The organism is Limnospira fusiformis SAG 85.79, assembly GCF_012516315.1.
GTDB classification, from domain to species: domain Bacteria; phylum Cyanobacteriota; class Cyanobacteriia; order Cyanobacteriales; family Microcoleaceae; genus Limnospira; species Limnospira fusiformis.
Window position 1 is genome coordinate 5,657,626 of sequence record NZ_CP051185.1, and the last position, 15,600, is coordinate 5,673,225.

The following is a 15,600-nucleotide window of genomic DNA, read 5'->3' on the forward strand; positions in this document are numbered from 1 at the left end:
AATGCGATTGCTTCTCATGACTCCCCAATTCAAAGAGCTCCCAGAAACCTCGGATTCGGGGAGATTGTCAAATAATGCGATCGCTTCTCATGACTCCCCTTCCATTCAACGACTCTCGGAAACCTCGGATTCGGGTGAGATGTCAATAATGCGATCGCTTCTCATGACTCCACAATTCAGAGACTCCCAGAAACTTCGATTCATCTCCAATTCAAAGACTCCCAGAAACTTCCGATTCGGTGGATAGTAAATGCGATCGCTTCTCATGACTCCCCAATTCAGAGACTCCCAGAAAAACTTCGGATTCGGTGAGATGTAAATAATGCGATCGCTTCTCATGACTCCCCAATTCAGAGACTCTCGGAAAACCTCGGATTCAGGTGAGATGTCAATAAATGCGATCGCTTCTCATGACTCTCCTTCCATTCAACGAGTCTCGGAAACCTCGGATTCGGTGGAAGATATAAGTGCAATGCGATCGCTTCTCATGACTCCCAATTCAGAGACTTCTCGGAAACCTCGGATTCGGTGGAAGATAGTAAGTAATGCGATCGCTTCTCATGACTCCCATTATTTCAGAGACTCCCAGAAACCTTCGGATTCGGTGGAAGATGTCAATAATGCGATCGCTTCTCATGACTCTCCTTCCATTCAACGACTCTCGGAAACCTCGGATTCGGTGGAAGATATAAGTAATGCGATCGCTTCTCATGACTCCCCAATTCAGAGACTCCCAGAAACTTCGGATTCGGTGGAAGATATAAATAATGCGATCGCTTCTCATGACTCCCCAATTCAGAGACTCTCCAGAAACTTCGGATTCGGGAGATGTCAATAATGCGATCGCTTCTCATGACTCCCCAATTCAGAGACTCTCGGAAACCTCGGATTCGGTGGAAGATATAAGTAATGCGATCGCTTCTCATGACTCCCCAATTCAGAGACTCCCAGAAACTTCGGATTCGGGAGATGTAAATGCGATCGCTTTTCATGACTCCTCAATTCAGAGACTCCCAGAAACTTCCGATTCATCTCCAATTCAAAGACTCCCAGAAACTTCCGATTCGGTGGATGTAAATGCGATCGCTTCTCATGACTCCCTCAATTCAACGAGACTCGGAAACCTCGGATTCGGTGGGTGTAAATAATGCGATCGCTTCTCATGACTCTCCTTCCATTCAACGAGTCTCGGAAACCTCGGATTCGGTGGAAGATATAAGTAATGCGATCGCTTCTCATGACTCCCCAATTCAGAGACTCCCAGAAACCTCGGATTCGGGAGATGTCAATAATGCGATCGCTTCTCATGACTCCACAATTCAGAGACTCTCGGAAACTTCGGATTCATCTCCAATTCAGAGACTCTCGGAAACCTCGGATTCGGGAGATGTCAATAATGCGATCGCTTCTGATGACTCCCCAATTCAGAGACTCCCAGAAACTTCGGATTCGGTGGGTGTAAATAATGCGATCGCTTCTCATGACTCTCCTTCCATTCAACGAGTCTCGGAAACCTCGGATTCGGTGGAAGATATAAGTAATGCGATCGCTTCTCATGACTCCCCAATTCAGAGACTCCCAGAAACTTCCGATTCATCTCCAATTCAGAGACTCCCAGAAACTTCCGATTCGGTGGATGTAAATGCGATCGCTTCTGATGACTCCCCAATTCAGAGACTCCCAGAAACTTCGGATTCGGTGGGTGTAAATAATGCGATCGCTTCTCATGACTCCCCTTCCATTCAACGACTCTCGGAAACCTCGGATTCGGTGGAAGATATAAGTAATGCGATCGCTTTTCATGACTCCTCAATTCAGAGACTCCCAGAAACTTCCGATTCATCTCCAATTCAAAGACTCCCAGAAACTTCCGATTCGGTGGATGTAAATGCGATCGCTTCTCATGACTCCTCAATTCAACGAGTCTCGGAAACTTCCGATTCATCTCCAATTCAAAGACTCCCAGAAACTTCCGATTCGGTGGATGTAAATGCGATCGCTTCTCATGACTCCTCAATTCAACGAGTCTCGGAAACCTCGGATTCGGTGGATGTAAATAATGCGATCGCTTCTCATGACTCCCCAATTCAGAGACTCCCAGAAACTTCCGATTCATCTCCAATTCAAAGACTCCCAGAAACTTCCGATTCGGTGGATGTAAATGCGATCGCTTCTCATGACTCCTCAATTCAACGAGTCTCGGAAACCTCGGATTCGGTGGATGTAAATGCGATCGCTTCTCATGACTCCCCAATTCAGAGACTCCCAGAAACCTCGGATTCGGGAGATGTCAATAATGCGATCGCTTCTCATGATTCCACAATTCAGAGACTCTCGGAAACTTCTGATTCATCTCCAATTCCGAGACTCTCGGAAACCTCGGATTCGGGAGATGTTAATAATGCGATCGCTTCTCATGATTCCACAATTCAACCACAATCGGAAACTTCCAATTCGGGAGATATAACGGATGGTATATCTGATACTAATTCATTATTTTTTCAACCTAAATCAGATATAAACCCTGGTTTATCTGATAGTAATAAAACGGTTAAAGAAATGCTTATCAATGGAGGAATCCCTGAGATTCAAAGGTTTATTAAAAACATAAATAAGCCAGGATTTATTACAAAAAATAACCAGAAAAAATATGATAAAAATAAACCTTTAAATAAACAAAAATTAATGAAAAATAACCGACATAATGTTGATTTTCAACCGCGTGGTGTAGTACCACAGTCTCCGGATAATCATCAAGAATTGATGAAAAATCAGGAAAAATTAGGATTAAACCAATCAAGACTGAAAAGTTTGGTAGTACCTAAAAATAAATATATTCCAGATAATGTTCAGGTGAGTACCAAGGGTGATATTTTGTCTTCTGATTTTTACAATAAGCCATCTTCTGTTAAAGAAATGATGCAAAAAACTATTCAAGATAGAGCAAAATTAAAGCAACAAGTATCATCACAAAGGTCTCATAAAGTTGAACCATTAAACCAGCAAGATATTTATGAATTAGATGAAAATATTAAAGCCCAATATAACAGGAATTACAATGAACAGGAAAAAGCCGAATCTAAACAACAAGAAGTCGTCACATCTGAACATCTCGAAGCACTAGCTAGAGAAATATATGGCTTTATTTGTCAGCGATTTCAAGTGGAACGAGAACGTTATGGTTCCCATAGGTCTTCTGGACGTTTTCCTTGGTAAGTAAACATATTCAAAGTTTGGTTGAAATATAAAGAAAAGTTAAATTGTTATCGTATTTATCAAAAAGTATGGTATAATCATAAATAATTGACTATAAAAAGTCCGAATTTTAATTATGTATCATCTTGATTGTTGTTAAATTTTACAAGTGGCTTAATTATGACAAAAGAGAATTCATGGCTCAGTAATTTGGCTAAGGATGTCGCGACAAGTACAGCCGATATTGCCTTGCTTCAAGGAGCAGCTAGATATGACAAAATTCGAGATCAGCAGTATTTAGCTCTAGAGACAAGGAAAGAGTCTGCCGCCAGTTCTCTTTATCAAAGATCTGGGTTAAAAAGTGGTAAATTGGTCAAAGCTGCTCTGATTCCTAGAAGTGGAGAAGGCGCTAAAATTATCAGGTTCCAGTTTAACCCTACAGACTTGCAGTTAAGTAGGTCTGTTTCGATTGAAGATATCAAGGGAGCGCGGACAAGTAGAGGTTTACCGAAGGTGAACTTTGGTTTTGTAGAACCCTACCAATTGACGTTAACTGATCTGGTGTTTGATACCTATGAAACCGGCGAAAATGTATTGAATAAAATCCAGCCTATTCTGGATACTGTAGACTTCAGTTCTTTTAAAGATCCATTTAGTAAAGAAGGCGGCTACAGTGAAAGATTGGTCAAAGCTAGTGTTACTAATACTGTAATTCAATCGGCTGTATCTAGCCTGTCTAGTAACTTGTTAGGGGTGAATGCGAATGCCATGGAGGTGGCTGAATATGGTGGGGGAGATATTGACACACAAGCCCTAGAGCTGCGACGACCCCCGGTTTACTACTTAATGTGGGGGGATAAAAATTATATGCGTTGTATGGTGGAAAGTTTAGATTATAAATTGACGATGTTTAAACCAGATGGTACACCAGTACGCGCCCGAGTGACGATTAAGCTGAAAGAAGTGGATCTGGGGGTTGCCGATCGCAGTTTTAGTGAGCGTCGTAAAATTATCAGTAAATAATTAACATATCATTGTAGCCATGGCAAGCGATCGCAGTCTGTATGTTTCCAGTCCTCTGTTGCAAATTGAAGGAGCCGACCAATCATCCCTGTCGGCTTTAATGAATGATTTGCTGCAAATTTCGGTAGAAGAGAGTTTGCACCTACCTGGGATGTTCACACTGGCTATCAATAATCCCTACGTTCCGGTAGATGACGAAAGCCAAACATGGCAACACGATCCCCTCCTACAAATTGGCAAAAAAGTCAAGATTGGTTTTCAAGGTAGCACAACGGAGTCCCCAGAATTCAACCAAGAACAAAAAGACTACATTATCGAAGGCGAAATTACCGCGATTGAAACCCACTTTACCAGCGACACCCAAGCACCGATTATAGTTCGGGGTTATGACATTTCCCATCGTCTGCACCGAGGGCGTTATAACCGTTCTTTCCAGGACTATACCGATAGTGATATAGTTGTCAAAATCGCGAGAGAAGTGGGAATTGAGCAAGGGAGAATCGATCCGAGCGGAGATAAACAAGCCTACGTTTTTCAGGAAAACCAGACCAATATGGAATTCCTGCGGGACAGAGCGGCTAGAATTGGATTTGAATTATTTGTTCAAGATGGGAAACTATTTTTCCGTCGCCCCCAGGGAGGGGATATTTTGAGACTGAAATGGCTAAAAGACTTTGAAAGTTTTCGAGTCCGAGTCACCAGTGCGGAACAGGTTGACTCAGTGGAAGTGCGAAGCTGGGATTATACTAGAAAACAGCCGATTGTCTCGGTAGCCGATCGCTCGGAAAAAATCACTCAAATCGAGGGTAATTCCCAGGAGGGGTGGTCGAGTCAGTTTCAACGGAGGTCATCAGGTGGCGCTCCCTTAACCACGGGACTTTTTGGCAGCAACTTCCCGCCGCCGAAAATGATTGTTGTAGATCAGCCTGTTTCCAGTCCCAAAGCGGCGGACTTGATGGCTCAAGCCCTCTATAACGAACTCGAGGGAGAATTTGTGCAAGCCGACTCCCATGCTCCGGGAAACCCGAATATTCGGGTAGGGAAAGTGGTGGAATTAACTGGAATGGGGCGTTATAGCGGTAGATATTACATTACCGAAACCCGCCACCTGTATCAAGAAGGGAGATACAGCACGGAATTTAGTGTGAGGGGGTTACGGGGCGGTTCAATTTTGACAACCCTTTCCCCCAAAATAGGTTTGAAACCGGGGCAAACCCATCTAGTGGGTATTGTTACTCATAACTATGACCCAGAGGGTCTTGGGCGTGTGCGAGTGAAATTTCCGACCCTGACCCCAGAAGGGGACGGGAGCGCCCACGCCAGCGCCTGGGCTAGGGTTGTGGGTCTTGGTGCTGGACGAAACCGAGGCTTTTACTGTCTCCCAGAAATTAATGATGAGGTGCTAGTGGCTTTTGAACATGGAGATATCCACCGTCCATACTGCATTGGTGGGGTATGGAACGGCAAGGATAGTCCCCCAGACCCGGTTGAGGAGACTATTTCTAATCGGGGGAAAGTGCGGCTGCGAAGTTTCACTACTCCCAGCGGCCATAAAATCCAGTTTGTGGAGGAGGATCTAAGTCGGACTAGCCAGGATGGGGTGTATATTCAAACCAGTGGCGGTCATCAAATTAGGCTTAATGATAGCGATCGCAGTATAGAGATAGTGACATCTGGCCATCAGCGCATCCGCATTGATGATCGTACCCGCAAAATTGACATTCAAACTGCTAACGTCAACGTGACCGGAGCTGTAACAGCCGCGGCTTTAATGGTCGGCGGGACGGGGGGGATGAATGTGGCCGATGCGATCGCTAATTTGGCGGCGCAGCAACAACAGCAACAACAGCAGTTTCAGGATTATGTTAGAACCCAAGAGGCGCGCGACCGCAGCCAAAACCAAACCACCGCCGCCCTCAACAACCAGCTTCAGCAACAGCAGCAGAACTTCCAGAACTTCCTCAACCAACAAAACCAGCTAGACCAACAGGAAAACATAACCACAGAGGAACTCAGACGACAAGTACAGGAGGCGCAAGCACAGGCTAGGAATATGAGGTTTTGATATAGCAATGGGCGATCGCCTATTAACCAGGGAACCGCATCGCTGGAAAGAGCTTGACAGAGTAGGCGATTTCCTGGTATTTTGTCGGCATAAACCCAATAATTGAGTATTCAAAAACATAATTTTTGTCCCCATCCGATCAGATCAAAGTGGTTTTTCAGTTTCCGAAAAGGGGAGACCATCAAGGCAGAAGAAAACATCAAACCAGCCAAAAGTTTGTCTGAGTAAATGAGACGATGCCCAAATCCAATTTGCGCCCCCACGTCAAGTTAAATGCTAACCAGCCTACAAAACCCCTTAGTTAAGCAAATTCGCCAGTTACATACAGCCAAAGCCAGACGAGAGGAGGGACTATTCATCCTAGAAGGAACCCACCTAATAGAGGCGGCTTGTGCTGTGAATTGGGAGATCATCACCCTTTGCTGTACCCCCCAATGGCAGGAACGTCACCCGGAACTGTGGGAATTGGCAGTAAAAACGGCAGATCGCACTGAACAGGTGAGCGATCGCCTGATAGTAGCCATGACCACCACAGTCAACCCTGACGGAGTAGTAGCGATCGCCCGCCGCCAAGACCAAACCCCAGTTCCCATCACCAGTTTAGGCCTAGTCCTAGAAACCGTGCAAGATCCTGGCAACCTAGGAACCATGATCCGTACAGCCACAGCCGCCGGAGTTGAGGGATTATGGTTAAGTAGTGATAGCGTTGACCCAACCCATCCCAAAGTCCTCCGCGCCTCTGCTGGTGCTTGGTTTGAGGTTCCCATAGCCGTCCATTCCGACCTGATCACCCAACTAAGCAATAGTCAGAAACAGGGTATACAAGTTGTAGCCACCCGCGCGGACGCTTCCCTAAGCTACTGGGAAATTGACTTGCGCCAACCTACAGCGATCGTCTTGGGAAATGAGGGTTCTGGCTTATCCCCAGATTTAAACAGCCTCGCTGACTATCATATTAGGGTCCCTCTGTTGGGGAATGTTGAATCTCTGAATGTGGCTATTTGTGCAGCCTTGATATTATATGAAGCGCAGCGTCAACGACTCGACACTTAACCCGCCTTCCAGTTAATCTTCCTCTGATTTTGTTTCCCGGAGAGTCTCTGAACTAGAAGGGTGTTCCTGTCGGCTTTCCAAAAACTGCTCAATGTCCGAAATAGCCTCCTCAAGTTCCGACAGACTAATAGGACTCGAAGGATAATGATCTCTCCGGCGTTCCACGGGGGAATGATCGAGAGAGAGGGCTTCCTCCGATGACTCATTTTCTTGTTGGAATGCCTCAAGTAACTCCTGTTGAAAGGATTTAACGAACTCTTCGGCAGCATGACGACGCATATCGCGCTGGTGTTTATCCGTCATGATCAACTCCTATTAGGGGTGGAGATAGGTTTTAGCAGCCTACCCCTGCCATTCCAAACTGTGCCATAGCACAGCATCCCCACACTATACCGCAAAACTGACTCATGGCGCTAGGTTATCGCTATCACATCAACAACAACCCAAAAGCTATTGGTTTCCCCTGTCGTCGGGCTTGAAGTCGGTTAGCTTTGGGGAAAACCAGCCCCGGAATGTCCCGTGACGCACACAGATTGGCTATTCTCTAAAGGTTACTATAACTTTGATGAGCGATGAAATTTAGTGATCTCCTACAGCAATTAAAAGATGGAGTAGTTAGCGACAGTCTCGAATTGAGCGATCGCACAGATCCCGTTATTCATGGTGTAGCAGCCATTGATGAGGCTCAGGCTGGTACTCTCAGTTATATCGAAGGACAAAAGTTTGCCCATTATTTGGCTACCACGAAAGCTGATGCGGTGATTTTGCCTGTTGATGAGGCTTTACAAGCTCAAGCGATCGCAAAAGGACTAGCTTGGATGTCCACAGAATCCCCACGTTTACTATTTGCGAGGGCGATCGCCTTATTTTATCAACCCTATCATCCTAGGCCGGAAATTCACCCCATAGCAACCATTGCACCTGATGTTAAACTCGGTTCCCGTGTGCATATTGGTCCCCATGTAGTGATTCGGTCTGGGGCGAAAATCGGCGATGATGTCTGTATTCATCCCAATGTGGTCATTTATCCCCAAGTTAAAATTGGCGATCGCACAATACTCCATGCTAACTGTACTATCCACGAACGTACTGAGATTGGCGCAGATTGCACTATTCATAGTGGCGCAGTCATTGGCGCTGAAGGTTTTGGCTTTGTCCCCACCCCAGACGGTTGGCTAAAAATGGAACAATCAGGAATTACGGTACTTGAAAATGGCGTGAGTGTAGGTTGTAACAGCACCATAGACCGTCCAGCCGTCGGAGAAACTCGTATCGGGAGCCAGACCAAATTAGATAATTTAGTCCATATTGGTCATGGCTGTAAGATTGGTTCTGGTTGTGCTTTCGCCGCGCAAGTCGGGTTAGCTGGTGGTGTCACTGTTGGCGATCGCGTTATTCTCGCCGGTCAGGTGGGAATTGCTAATCAAGCTAAAATTGGTAATGGTGCGATCGCTACCGCGCAAGCTGGTATTCACAGCGATGTTAAACCAGGCGCTATTGTCTCAGACTCCCCAGCCATTGACAATAAACTTTATCTGAAAAATTCCGCCATTCGTAAACGACTCCCCGAAATTTATCAAACCCTCAAACATATTCAGCGCCACCTCGGCTTGGATCAATAAAATAGGGGGTTTCATACCATAATGACTCTCCCGGCGGGAACTTCAGTATAGTTAGATCGGGCTGCTATACTGTTTTCCCTCCCCCATCTCCCTTGGATATCTGCTAATTTGTAACAGGCTTTTTTAGAACTTGGATAACTGTAACAGGCTTTTTTAGAACTTGGATAACTGTAACAGGCTTTTTTAGAACTTGGATTAGACCATAATTGCCGAATATTGTGCAACTGTCTTCAGTGCCACAATTGATGCTAAACAGCTAAGATTGAATGATTGACGTATTAAAAAAGATTTCTAGCCCAATAGATATCCCCAGATAAGGCTCACAGATACCGATAATCTAACTGTGTTTGTCAAAATGATTGTTTTAAAGATATTATGGTGTTTGATGCGGGTAAAAACTGCATCAGGCATCCTTAGTTAACTCGGAATCACCCAAAAATATCTGTCATGTTACCATTACCGGACTAAGGAAATGGTTAGCTGAACTTGAGAAGGTTTACTGATTCATAGATAATTAAGGAATGCTACAGAGTAAGTTTATTAATACTTCCGAGTTATAAAAGGTATTTCGCAATGTCACAAGCAGCAACAACCCCGTTAGTCGGAAAGGATTTGCTTCAAAAAGTCAAAGAACTTTCAGATATTCCCCGGCGAGAAACCGCCAGACTGTGCGGGTATTACACCATAAAAGATGGTGAAGTCAGGGTGAATCTCACGGATTTTTATGATGCTTTACTGGAAGCGCGGGGAATTCCCTTTAATTCAGAGACTCCCAAAGACGGTAGGGGTCGGGATGCTACCTATACGGTCAGTGTTCACAAAAATGGTCAAATTGTGATCGGCTCGACTTATACTAAGGAAATGGGATTGGGAACAGGTGATGAGTTTGAGATTAAACTAGGATATAAACACATCCATCTGATTCAGGTCCAAGAAAACGGTAAAGTAACCAGTTGGGCTGAATCAGAGGAAGAATAGTAATCAAGAGAGTTCCCACCGGATGGTTAGTGGGACTCTTGCTGATACCGGTTTCGGGGGAAATTTCTGATGATTGATTCGACAATTGCATTACACCCATCATTCACCCCGGTCTATGGTCCGGTGTCCTCCTGGCGTTATGGGCGATCGCTAGGAATTGACCCAATTGGGGTAGTTTCTAGCTGTTCATTTAACTGCGTTTACTGTCAGCTTGGGGAAATTGAACAGAAAACGAGCGATCGCATGATTTATGTACCATGCGCCGAGATTTTGACCAGCCTAGAAAATTTTGCCCCCTGGTCGGTAGATGTGATTACCCTCAGCGGTAGTGGTGAACCGACATTGGCGGCGAATTTGGGAGAAATTTTAACAGGAATTAAGACCTTGACCGCGCGCCCTACTCTAGTTCTGACTAATGGTACTACCTTAAATGACCCCCAGGTGCGATCGGATTTGGCGATCGCAGATAAAGTATCTATCAAACTAGATGGGGTATCATCAGACCAACTCAGACGGGTGAACCGACCTGTCCCCGGTATAGACTTCGACCACATTATCGCCGGACTACTGGAATTTCGCCAGCACTATCAGGGAGAAATAGGGATTCAAACCATGCTGCTTTCTCCTTGGGACGAGTCTACCAGAAGAGAGTATATTAGGTTAATAACTGCTGTTGCACCTAGGGAAATCCAATTAAACACCCCTACCCGTCCTAAACCAGTACAACGACAACTCGATGGTCGTGAAAACCATACATCAAGCGCCAATCGTCCTTATCAAGTGCGCGCGCTGCGTTGCGTAGTTCCCGAAATTCTGCACCACTTCGCCCAAGAAATTGAGCAAAAAACAGGTATTATGGTCAGAACCGCGCCAATTCCTGCCACAGTTTAAGTTGAGAATTGTCGCTAATTGGCGGGTGTTGGTGATTAGAGGCGGATTCACTGGTTCCGAACCAGATATTTCGGGAAATATTTTTCTAGGTATGGTAGTCTATGGAGCATGATTTAATCTCAAATTAGGTTAACATTTGACGGCAATACGGTATAATACCAAGTATGGTGCGAGACCTTCGGGTATGAAATCGAGCTGAAATGGGCGTGGGGACTACCCGGTGAGGACTTCAACCCCTTGGTTAATTGGGTCGCATCCCTGGCTATCCCATAACACAGCCTGATTTTTTAGCCCACCTTCGAGACTTCCAATATGGCCAGTCAGGTGAAGCGTCTAATCAGGTTTAAGACTGCCCGTGCCATGCTGACATGGGCGCATTATCGATTCAAACTAACCCTGAGACATAAGCGCGGAAATAACTGAACAGTTGTAGATGTGACCCAAGAATACACCAGCAAAACCTGTACTCACTGTGGTCATGTCCATTCCCAGCTAGGTGGCTCAAAAGTGTTCCGATGTCCGGAGTGCGGGTTCAATCTACCACGGGACTGGAACGGTGCTTTTGGAATCTTTCTAAAAGCTTTGCGGGATACCGCCTCTGTTACCTTAACGGGTAATAGTGCTATCGTCGCATTGTCCGGGAACAACCGGAAAAATGTCGCGTAAATGTATCAGTTAAGCCATAACCAAAGGTGGTTTGCCGAACTATCAAGTAGCTGACTATAGCTATATTGCAGTCAGCAGTTGAATAGGCCACCAGAATGGACTCAACAATAGCGCTTTTAACCTAAGTGTTAAAGGCTCAATGAGTGACACATCATCTGGCGTGATTACTTCACTTCAGATGGTGCCATACTCAGAAACTTCCCGCCCTTGGCAGGATTTTTCTGGGTTGAATGTATCTGTGTCAGAATAGATATAAACTGCATAGAGCGGGAACCATGACATCATACGCAACCTCGACCGCCAAATCTGAAATGAGCGAACTCCGGCGACTGAAAAGTTTGCTACCCCCTGAATTACAGAGTTGGGTAACTGTGGAGAAAACCATTGAGGTTAACCCGCTATTGATTCGCTCAGAAGAAATTGGCAAAGATCAAGTAGAGATTCAAATTGATTTAGTTCGCTGGGAACAACTAGCCCTAGACCAGCGTAACCTGTTATTTTGGCACGAAGTCGCCCGCATTCAAAATGATACTATCCCCAGAGATGGCTGGGAAATGGCAGCCCTGGCTATTGGTTTAGGGGGTGCGGTGGGAGAACTGTGGGTACAGGATGGACTGCTGTTATTGCTGGCTCTGGCTCTGTGTGGAGTTTCTGGCTATCGCTTGTATCAGAAAAATAATGGGGAGCGAACCCTTATCGAAGCGATCGAAGCTGATGAAAAGGCGATCGCGATCGCATCTCGTTTTGGTTATACACTCCCCAACGCCTACAAGAGCCTTGGTAGTGCCTTAAAGACGTTAATTGAACAAACACCCAAAAAGCGACAAAGAGCCCGTTATGAAGCACGTTTACAGGCTCTCAAGCGCAGTGCGGCTAAAGCTAAAGCCAGGGTGAAAGGTAGTAGTCCAGATTCTTCATCCTCCAGTTCCGAGAGCATTTACGGATAATGGATGATCATGTAGGGGCGGGTTCCAATGTTCAGCCTATCTGGAGGCGAGAAGATTGATAAACCCGCCCTCTGTCTCGGCTCTGTGGGTTCGACAGTGGCGACTATCTGGGGGCGAGAAGATTGATAAACCCGTCCTCTGTCTCGGCTCTGTGGGTTCCACGGCGGCGACTATCTGGGGGCGAGAAGATTGATAAACCCGCCGTTTGGGGTGACGGAAGAGATCCGGCGAGGATAAGTAGATATACTGCGTGAAGCGGACTTGATATGATGCGAATATGTTAGAACCGAGTTTGTCAGTAAACTATGCCCTATCCGGTCCCGCCTCCTGAACCACCAGCGATTATCGAAACCCTTGTTAACCCAAGCCCCAATCAACCGCCCTCATATCAGAGCTGGAATCAACCGGAGTCTGGTTCAAAAGGATATATACAGCATAATCAAACGATCTCCTACGTTCTACCATCATCCTACGTTCTACCATCAAGCCCAAGCTCGGAAATAAAGCGCGAATCATCAGCAGCCCTTTTGGGTGAGCCCATTACCCGTAACTGGTCAGATATTTACGGGAACACGGGATTGTATCTAATTCCGAACACTGGACAAAGGGAATTAGAATTTCCCCAAAATGCGATCGCCTCCTCATCGAGTTACGGGATTAATAGCAGCCAAAAATTTACACATTTCGATCCCCATCGTCCCCTATACCTAGCCCAAACAGAACCTACCCCGTCAGAGGAGATTGAGATACCAGTAATTCCCCCCACAGACTTAGTAGAAGTCACAGCCGCCGAACAGGAATTTGACCAACAGCGACAAATCATCACGGCTAGAGGGAATGTCAGAATCAGATTTAGAGAAACCCTGATCGAAGCAGACCAAGCCCAAGTCAACCTTAGCACCCGTCAAACCGCCGCCAGGGGAAATGTCGCCCTACAAAGGGGGGAACAACTGGTTCAGGGGAGCCAGATGGAATATAACTTTGTGCGTAGTACCGGAGTCATCTACGAAGCGAGAGGAGTAGTTGTCACCCAATCGACCGCCTCTGACTTTGACATAGAACAACCAACCAACCTGACCCCTGCGCCCATTTTTTCCGGGTCTCTGTCAGATACCCTGACGGAAGCGCAACCAGTGACGGAAGTTACCACCACCGGAGAGACTCAAATCCAGGTAACTGGTGCTGCTTTCCCACAAGTTGGGGGGACTGTAAATCGTTTAAGGTTTGAAGCCGAACGCATCGATATTCAACCTAACGGAGAATGGGAGGCTACTAATATCCGCATTACTAATGACCCTTTTTCGCCCCCGGAATTGGAACTTAGGGCGGATAATGCTCAATTAAGGCGGATCTCTCCCCTACAAGATGAACTGCTGACAAGTCGATCGCGTCTAGTGTTCGACCAACGTTTCTCGATACCGCTATTTCGCGATCGCACTATTATTGACCGTCGCCAAAGGGAACCGAGTCCCCTAGAATTTGGCTATGACCTGAGAGACCTCGATGGTTATTTCGTCCAGTGGAACCTAACCCCCATTGAAGTAGGACCGTTAGAATTAAAAGTGGCTCCCCAGGTGTTAGTACAGCGGGCTATTTCGGAAAGTTTATCGCCACTTGACCCTCGATTTTATGGCTTGAACACCCGCTTATCTGGTCGCATTACCCCGACTACCTCTATAGAGGGACAGTTGAAAATTAGTAACTTTGAAGACTTCCCCCTACTAGGGGAAAACGCCTATAGGGGGAGATTAAGGGTTCGCCAATCATTAGAAGATTACACGCTCACCGGGGAATATAGCTATCGGGAACGGATATTTAACGGAACTCTGGGGTCACAAACGGTACACCGTAGTTTTGGCGCGGTTCTGACAGTACCTAATATCTTGATCGGACCATCAGGAGGATATGTTAATTTTCAAACCGGCTACCAAGCCATAGAAGCGAATACCGATCGCTTTGACCTTCTGGAGGCGGAACGCGAAAACGATCGCATCAGTCGCCAACGCTTTCAAACTGTTGGTACTCTGATCTATCCAATTCCCCTGTGGAATGGTTCGGCTCTCCCTGCTACGGCTTCCGAGGGACTCAGATACACTCCCAGACCTGTCATCCCCTTTGTGCGTCTGGTGGGAATTGCTAGAGGAGTGGCTAGTCTGTATTCTGAGGATGAATCCCAATTCTATCTTAGTAGTAGTGTGGGTATTCAAGGACAGCTAGGGCATTTTTCCCGCAGCTATCTGGACTATACGGGTTTCAGTGTATTCTATACTCAAGTGGCGATCGATGGTGCATCTCCCTTTTTATTCGATCGCATGGTAGATCAAAGAATCCTCACTTTGGGATTAGTTCAGCAAATTTATGGAGGGTTAAGGGGTGGTGTAGAATCAGCCATTAATTTAGATAGCGGTTTAGCCTTAAATTATGAATTTACCTTAGAATACAGTCGGCGCACCCATGGTGTCATCCTCAGAATTAATCCTGTCCAAAGACTGGGAAGTTTCAGTCTTAGGATTAGTGATTTTAACTGGACTGGGGATTCACCCCCTTTTGATGATTAGCCGTATGAGCCTATCACCCGCAGAACAAGCCGAAGTCCTGCTTAATCATTACAGTTTTGATCTAGAGGGAAAAACCTCAAGTCAAATTATTATAAATTGGTCGGAAATATATGATGTGAATTGGCTGCATCTTGCTGTCATCGAAGCTCTCTATTTGGGGCGTTATAAATCTATTTCAGTCCAGCAAATACTAGAGCTATGGAAACGCCGCAATCAGCCAATATATCACTTTAATTCAGAGTTTGAGCGCTTAATTTGCAATAAATTACCCCATGCTTTTAAGGATTATAAAATTGTTGAAAATTCCATACAAGAAATCAAAGGGAAGGAAAATCCACCTGTAAACGAAATACCAGCTCCGGAAAAACCAGTTATTGAATCTCTCCCAGTGAGTGAGATCACCCCGACTCTGACGCTCCACTATTCAGACTTTTGTGCCAAATTGCAAGCTATTATCGAAAATAGTCAAACTGATGAATAATAGATACAGTTTGTTCGGAAGTCGCTTCAAAAATTACCCTGACCCTAAAGCCCTCTCCCCGGGGGGAGAGGCACTTAGACAAGTAAGCCATGATGACTGAAAGGGCTGTATTTCAAAGCAG

Annotated in this window: 14 protein-coding genes and 1 pseudogene; 14 read left to right on the forward strand and 1 reads right to left on the reverse strand. The window is 45.7% G+C overall.

Annotated elements, in window-relative coordinates; genetic code table 11:
* Window position 1: 1 nt before the first annotated feature.
* The 7 genes from HFV01_RS26270 to HFV01_RS26300 all read left to right on the forward strand — a co-directional run bounded on the left by HFV01_RS26270 (window position 2) and on the right by HFV01_RS26300 (window position 7,336).
* Window positions 2–247 (forward strand): hypothetical protein, encoded by a 246-nt coding sequence (locus tag HFV01_RS26270; protein ID WP_193520532.1) that lies wholly within the window; start codon window positions 2–4, stop codon window positions 245–247.
* A 75-nt stretch (window positions 248–322) separates the two neighbouring features.
* Entirely contained in the window at window positions 323–838 is a 516-nt protein-coding gene (locus HFV01_RS26275; RefSeq protein ID WP_193520533.1) for a hypothetical protein, read from the forward strand.
* Window positions 783–1,148 (forward strand): hypothetical protein, encoded by a 366-nt coding sequence (locus HFV01_RS26280; protein WP_193520534.1) that lies wholly within the window; start codon window positions 783–785, stop codon window positions 1,146–1,148. Before HFV01_RS26275 ends, HFV01_RS26280 begins: the two co-directional genes overlap by 56 nt.
* A complete protein-coding gene (locus HFV01_RS31380) occupies window positions 1,078–3,216 on the forward strand; it encodes a hypothetical protein (protein ID WP_318285986.1) in 2,139 nt (712 codons plus the stop codon). Before HFV01_RS26280 ends, HFV01_RS31380 begins: the two co-directional genes overlap by 71 nt.
* A gap of 159 nt (window positions 3,217–3,375) precedes the next feature.
* A complete protein-coding gene (locus tag HFV01_RS26290; protein WP_187758282.1) occupies window positions 3,376–4,218 on the forward strand; it encodes a CIS tube protein in 843 nt (280 codons plus the stop codon).
* Window positions 4,219–4,237: 19 nt separating this feature from the next.
* Complete coding sequence (locus HFV01_RS26295) at window positions 4,238–6,283, forward strand: VgrG-related protein (protein WP_006668602.1); 2,046 nt, start codon at window positions 4,238–4,240, stop codon at window positions 6,281–6,283.
* 273 nt (window positions 6,284–6,556) lie between these two features.
* Entirely contained in the window at window positions 6,557–7,336 is a 780-nt protein-coding gene (locus HFV01_RS26300; protein WP_008051736.1) for a TrmH family RNA methyltransferase, read from the forward strand.
* Between the two features lie 12 nt (window positions 7,337–7,348).
* On the opposite strand, the gene HFV01_RS26305 is transcribed toward HFV01_RS26300, so the two are convergent.
* Entirely contained in the window at window positions 7,349–7,639 is a 291-nt protein-coding gene (locus HFV01_RS26305) for a hypothetical protein (protein WP_006622201.1), read from the reverse strand.
* 269 nt (window positions 7,640–7,908) lie between these two features.
* Here HFV01_RS26305 and lpxD point away from each other — a divergent pair, with 269 nt between their 5' ends.
* The 7 genes and pseudogenes from lpxD to HFV01_RS26340 all read left to right on the forward strand — a co-directional run bounded on the left by lpxD (window position 7,909) and on the right by HFV01_RS26340 (window position 15,479).
* Complete coding sequence (gene lpxD, locus HFV01_RS26310) at window positions 7,909–8,958, forward strand: UDP-3-O-(3-hydroxymyristoyl)glucosamine N-acyltransferase (RefSeq protein ID WP_006622202.1); 1,050 nt, start codon at window positions 7,909–7,911, stop codon at window positions 8,956–8,958.
* A 573-nt stretch (window positions 8,959–9,531) separates the two neighbouring features.
* Entirely contained in the window at window positions 9,532–9,936 is a 405-nt protein-coding gene (locus HFV01_RS26315) for an AbrB family transcriptional regulator (RefSeq protein ID WP_006622204.1), read from the forward strand.
* A 69-nt stretch (window positions 9,937–10,005) separates the two neighbouring features.
* Window positions 10,006–10,827, forward strand: a complete 822-nt coding sequence (locus HFV01_RS26320; protein WP_006622205.1) for a radical SAM protein — start codon at window positions 10,006–10,008, stop codon at window positions 10,825–10,827.
* A gap of 291 nt (window positions 10,828–11,118) precedes the next feature.
* Window positions 11,119–11,493: pseudogene (locus tag HFV01_RS26325) on the forward strand (zinc ribbon domain-containing protein); the annotation flags it as partial.
* Window positions 11,494–11,768: 275 nt separating this feature from the next.
* Window positions 11,769–12,440, forward strand: coding sequence for a DUF3318 domain-containing protein (locus HFV01_RS26330; RefSeq protein ID WP_035759958.1), 672 nt, complete (start codon window positions 11,769–11,771; stop codon window positions 12,438–12,440).
* A 527-nt stretch (window positions 12,441–12,967) separates the two neighbouring features.
* On the forward strand, window positions 12,968–14,998 hold the full coding sequence (locus HFV01_RS26335) for a DUF3769 domain-containing protein (protein ID WP_231296451.1): 2,031 nt from the start codon (window positions 12,968–12,970) through the stop codon (window positions 14,996–14,998).
* Window positions 14,991–15,479 (forward strand): hypothetical protein, encoded by a 489-nt coding sequence (locus HFV01_RS26340; protein ID WP_006668598.1) that lies wholly within the window; start codon window positions 14,991–14,993, stop codon window positions 15,477–15,479. The genes HFV01_RS26335 and HFV01_RS26340 overlap by 8 nt, the downstream gene beginning before the upstream one ends.
* The last annotated feature ends 121 nt before the right edge of the window (window positions 15,480–15,600 follow it).

Bases quoted from the DNA above. Each gene is read 5' to 3' on its own strand.
- HFV01_RS26300 (WP_008051736.1), top strand. From the start codon at position 6,557: ATGCTAACCAGCCTACAAAACCCCTTAGTTAAGCAAATTCGCCAGTTA.
- HFV01_RS26295 (WP_006668602.1), top strand. From the start codon at position 4,238: ATGGCAAGCGATCGCAGTCTGTATGTTTCCAGTCCTCTGTTGCAAATT.
- HFV01_RS26320 (WP_006622205.1), top strand. From the start codon at position 10,006: ATGATTGATTCGACAATTGCATTACACCCATCATTCACCCCGGTCTAT.
- HFV01_RS26315 (WP_006622204.1), top strand. From the start codon at position 9,532: ATGTCACAAGCAGCAACAACCCCGTTAGTCGGAAAGGATTTGCTTCAA.
- HFV01_RS26275 (WP_193520533.1), top strand. From the start codon at position 323: ATGCGATCGCTTCTCATGACTCCCCAATTCAGAGACTCTCGGAAAACC.
- lpxD (WP_006622202.1), top strand. From the start codon at position 7,909: ATGAAATTTAGTGATCTCCTACAGCAATTAAAAGATGGAGTAGTTAGC.
- HFV01_RS26340 (WP_006668598.1), top strand. From the start codon at position 14,991: ATGATTAGCCGTATGAGCCTATCACCCGCAGAACAAGCCGAAGTCCTG.
- HFV01_RS26270 (WP_193520532.1), top strand. From the start codon at position 2: ATGCGATTGCTTCTCATGACTCCCCAATTCAAAGAGCTCCCAGAAACC.
- HFV01_RS26330 (WP_035759958.1), top strand. From the start codon at position 11,769: ATGACATCATACGCAACCTCGACCGCCAAATCTGAAATGAGCGAACTC.
- HFV01_RS26280 (WP_193520534.1), top strand. From the start codon at position 783: ATGACTCCCCAATTCAGAGACTCTCCAGAAACTTCGGATTCGGGAGAT.
- HFV01_RS26305 (WP_006622201.1), bottom strand. From the start codon at position 7,639: ATGACGGATAAACACCAGCGCGATATGCGTCGTCATGCTGCCGAAGAG.
- HFV01_RS26290 (WP_187758282.1), top strand. From the start codon at position 3,376: ATGACAAAAGAGAATTCATGGCTCAGTAATTTGGCTAAGGATGTCGCG.
- HFV01_RS31380 (WP_318285986.1), top strand. From the start codon at position 1,078: ATGCGATCGCTTCTCATGACTCCCTCAATTCAACGAGACTCGGAAACC.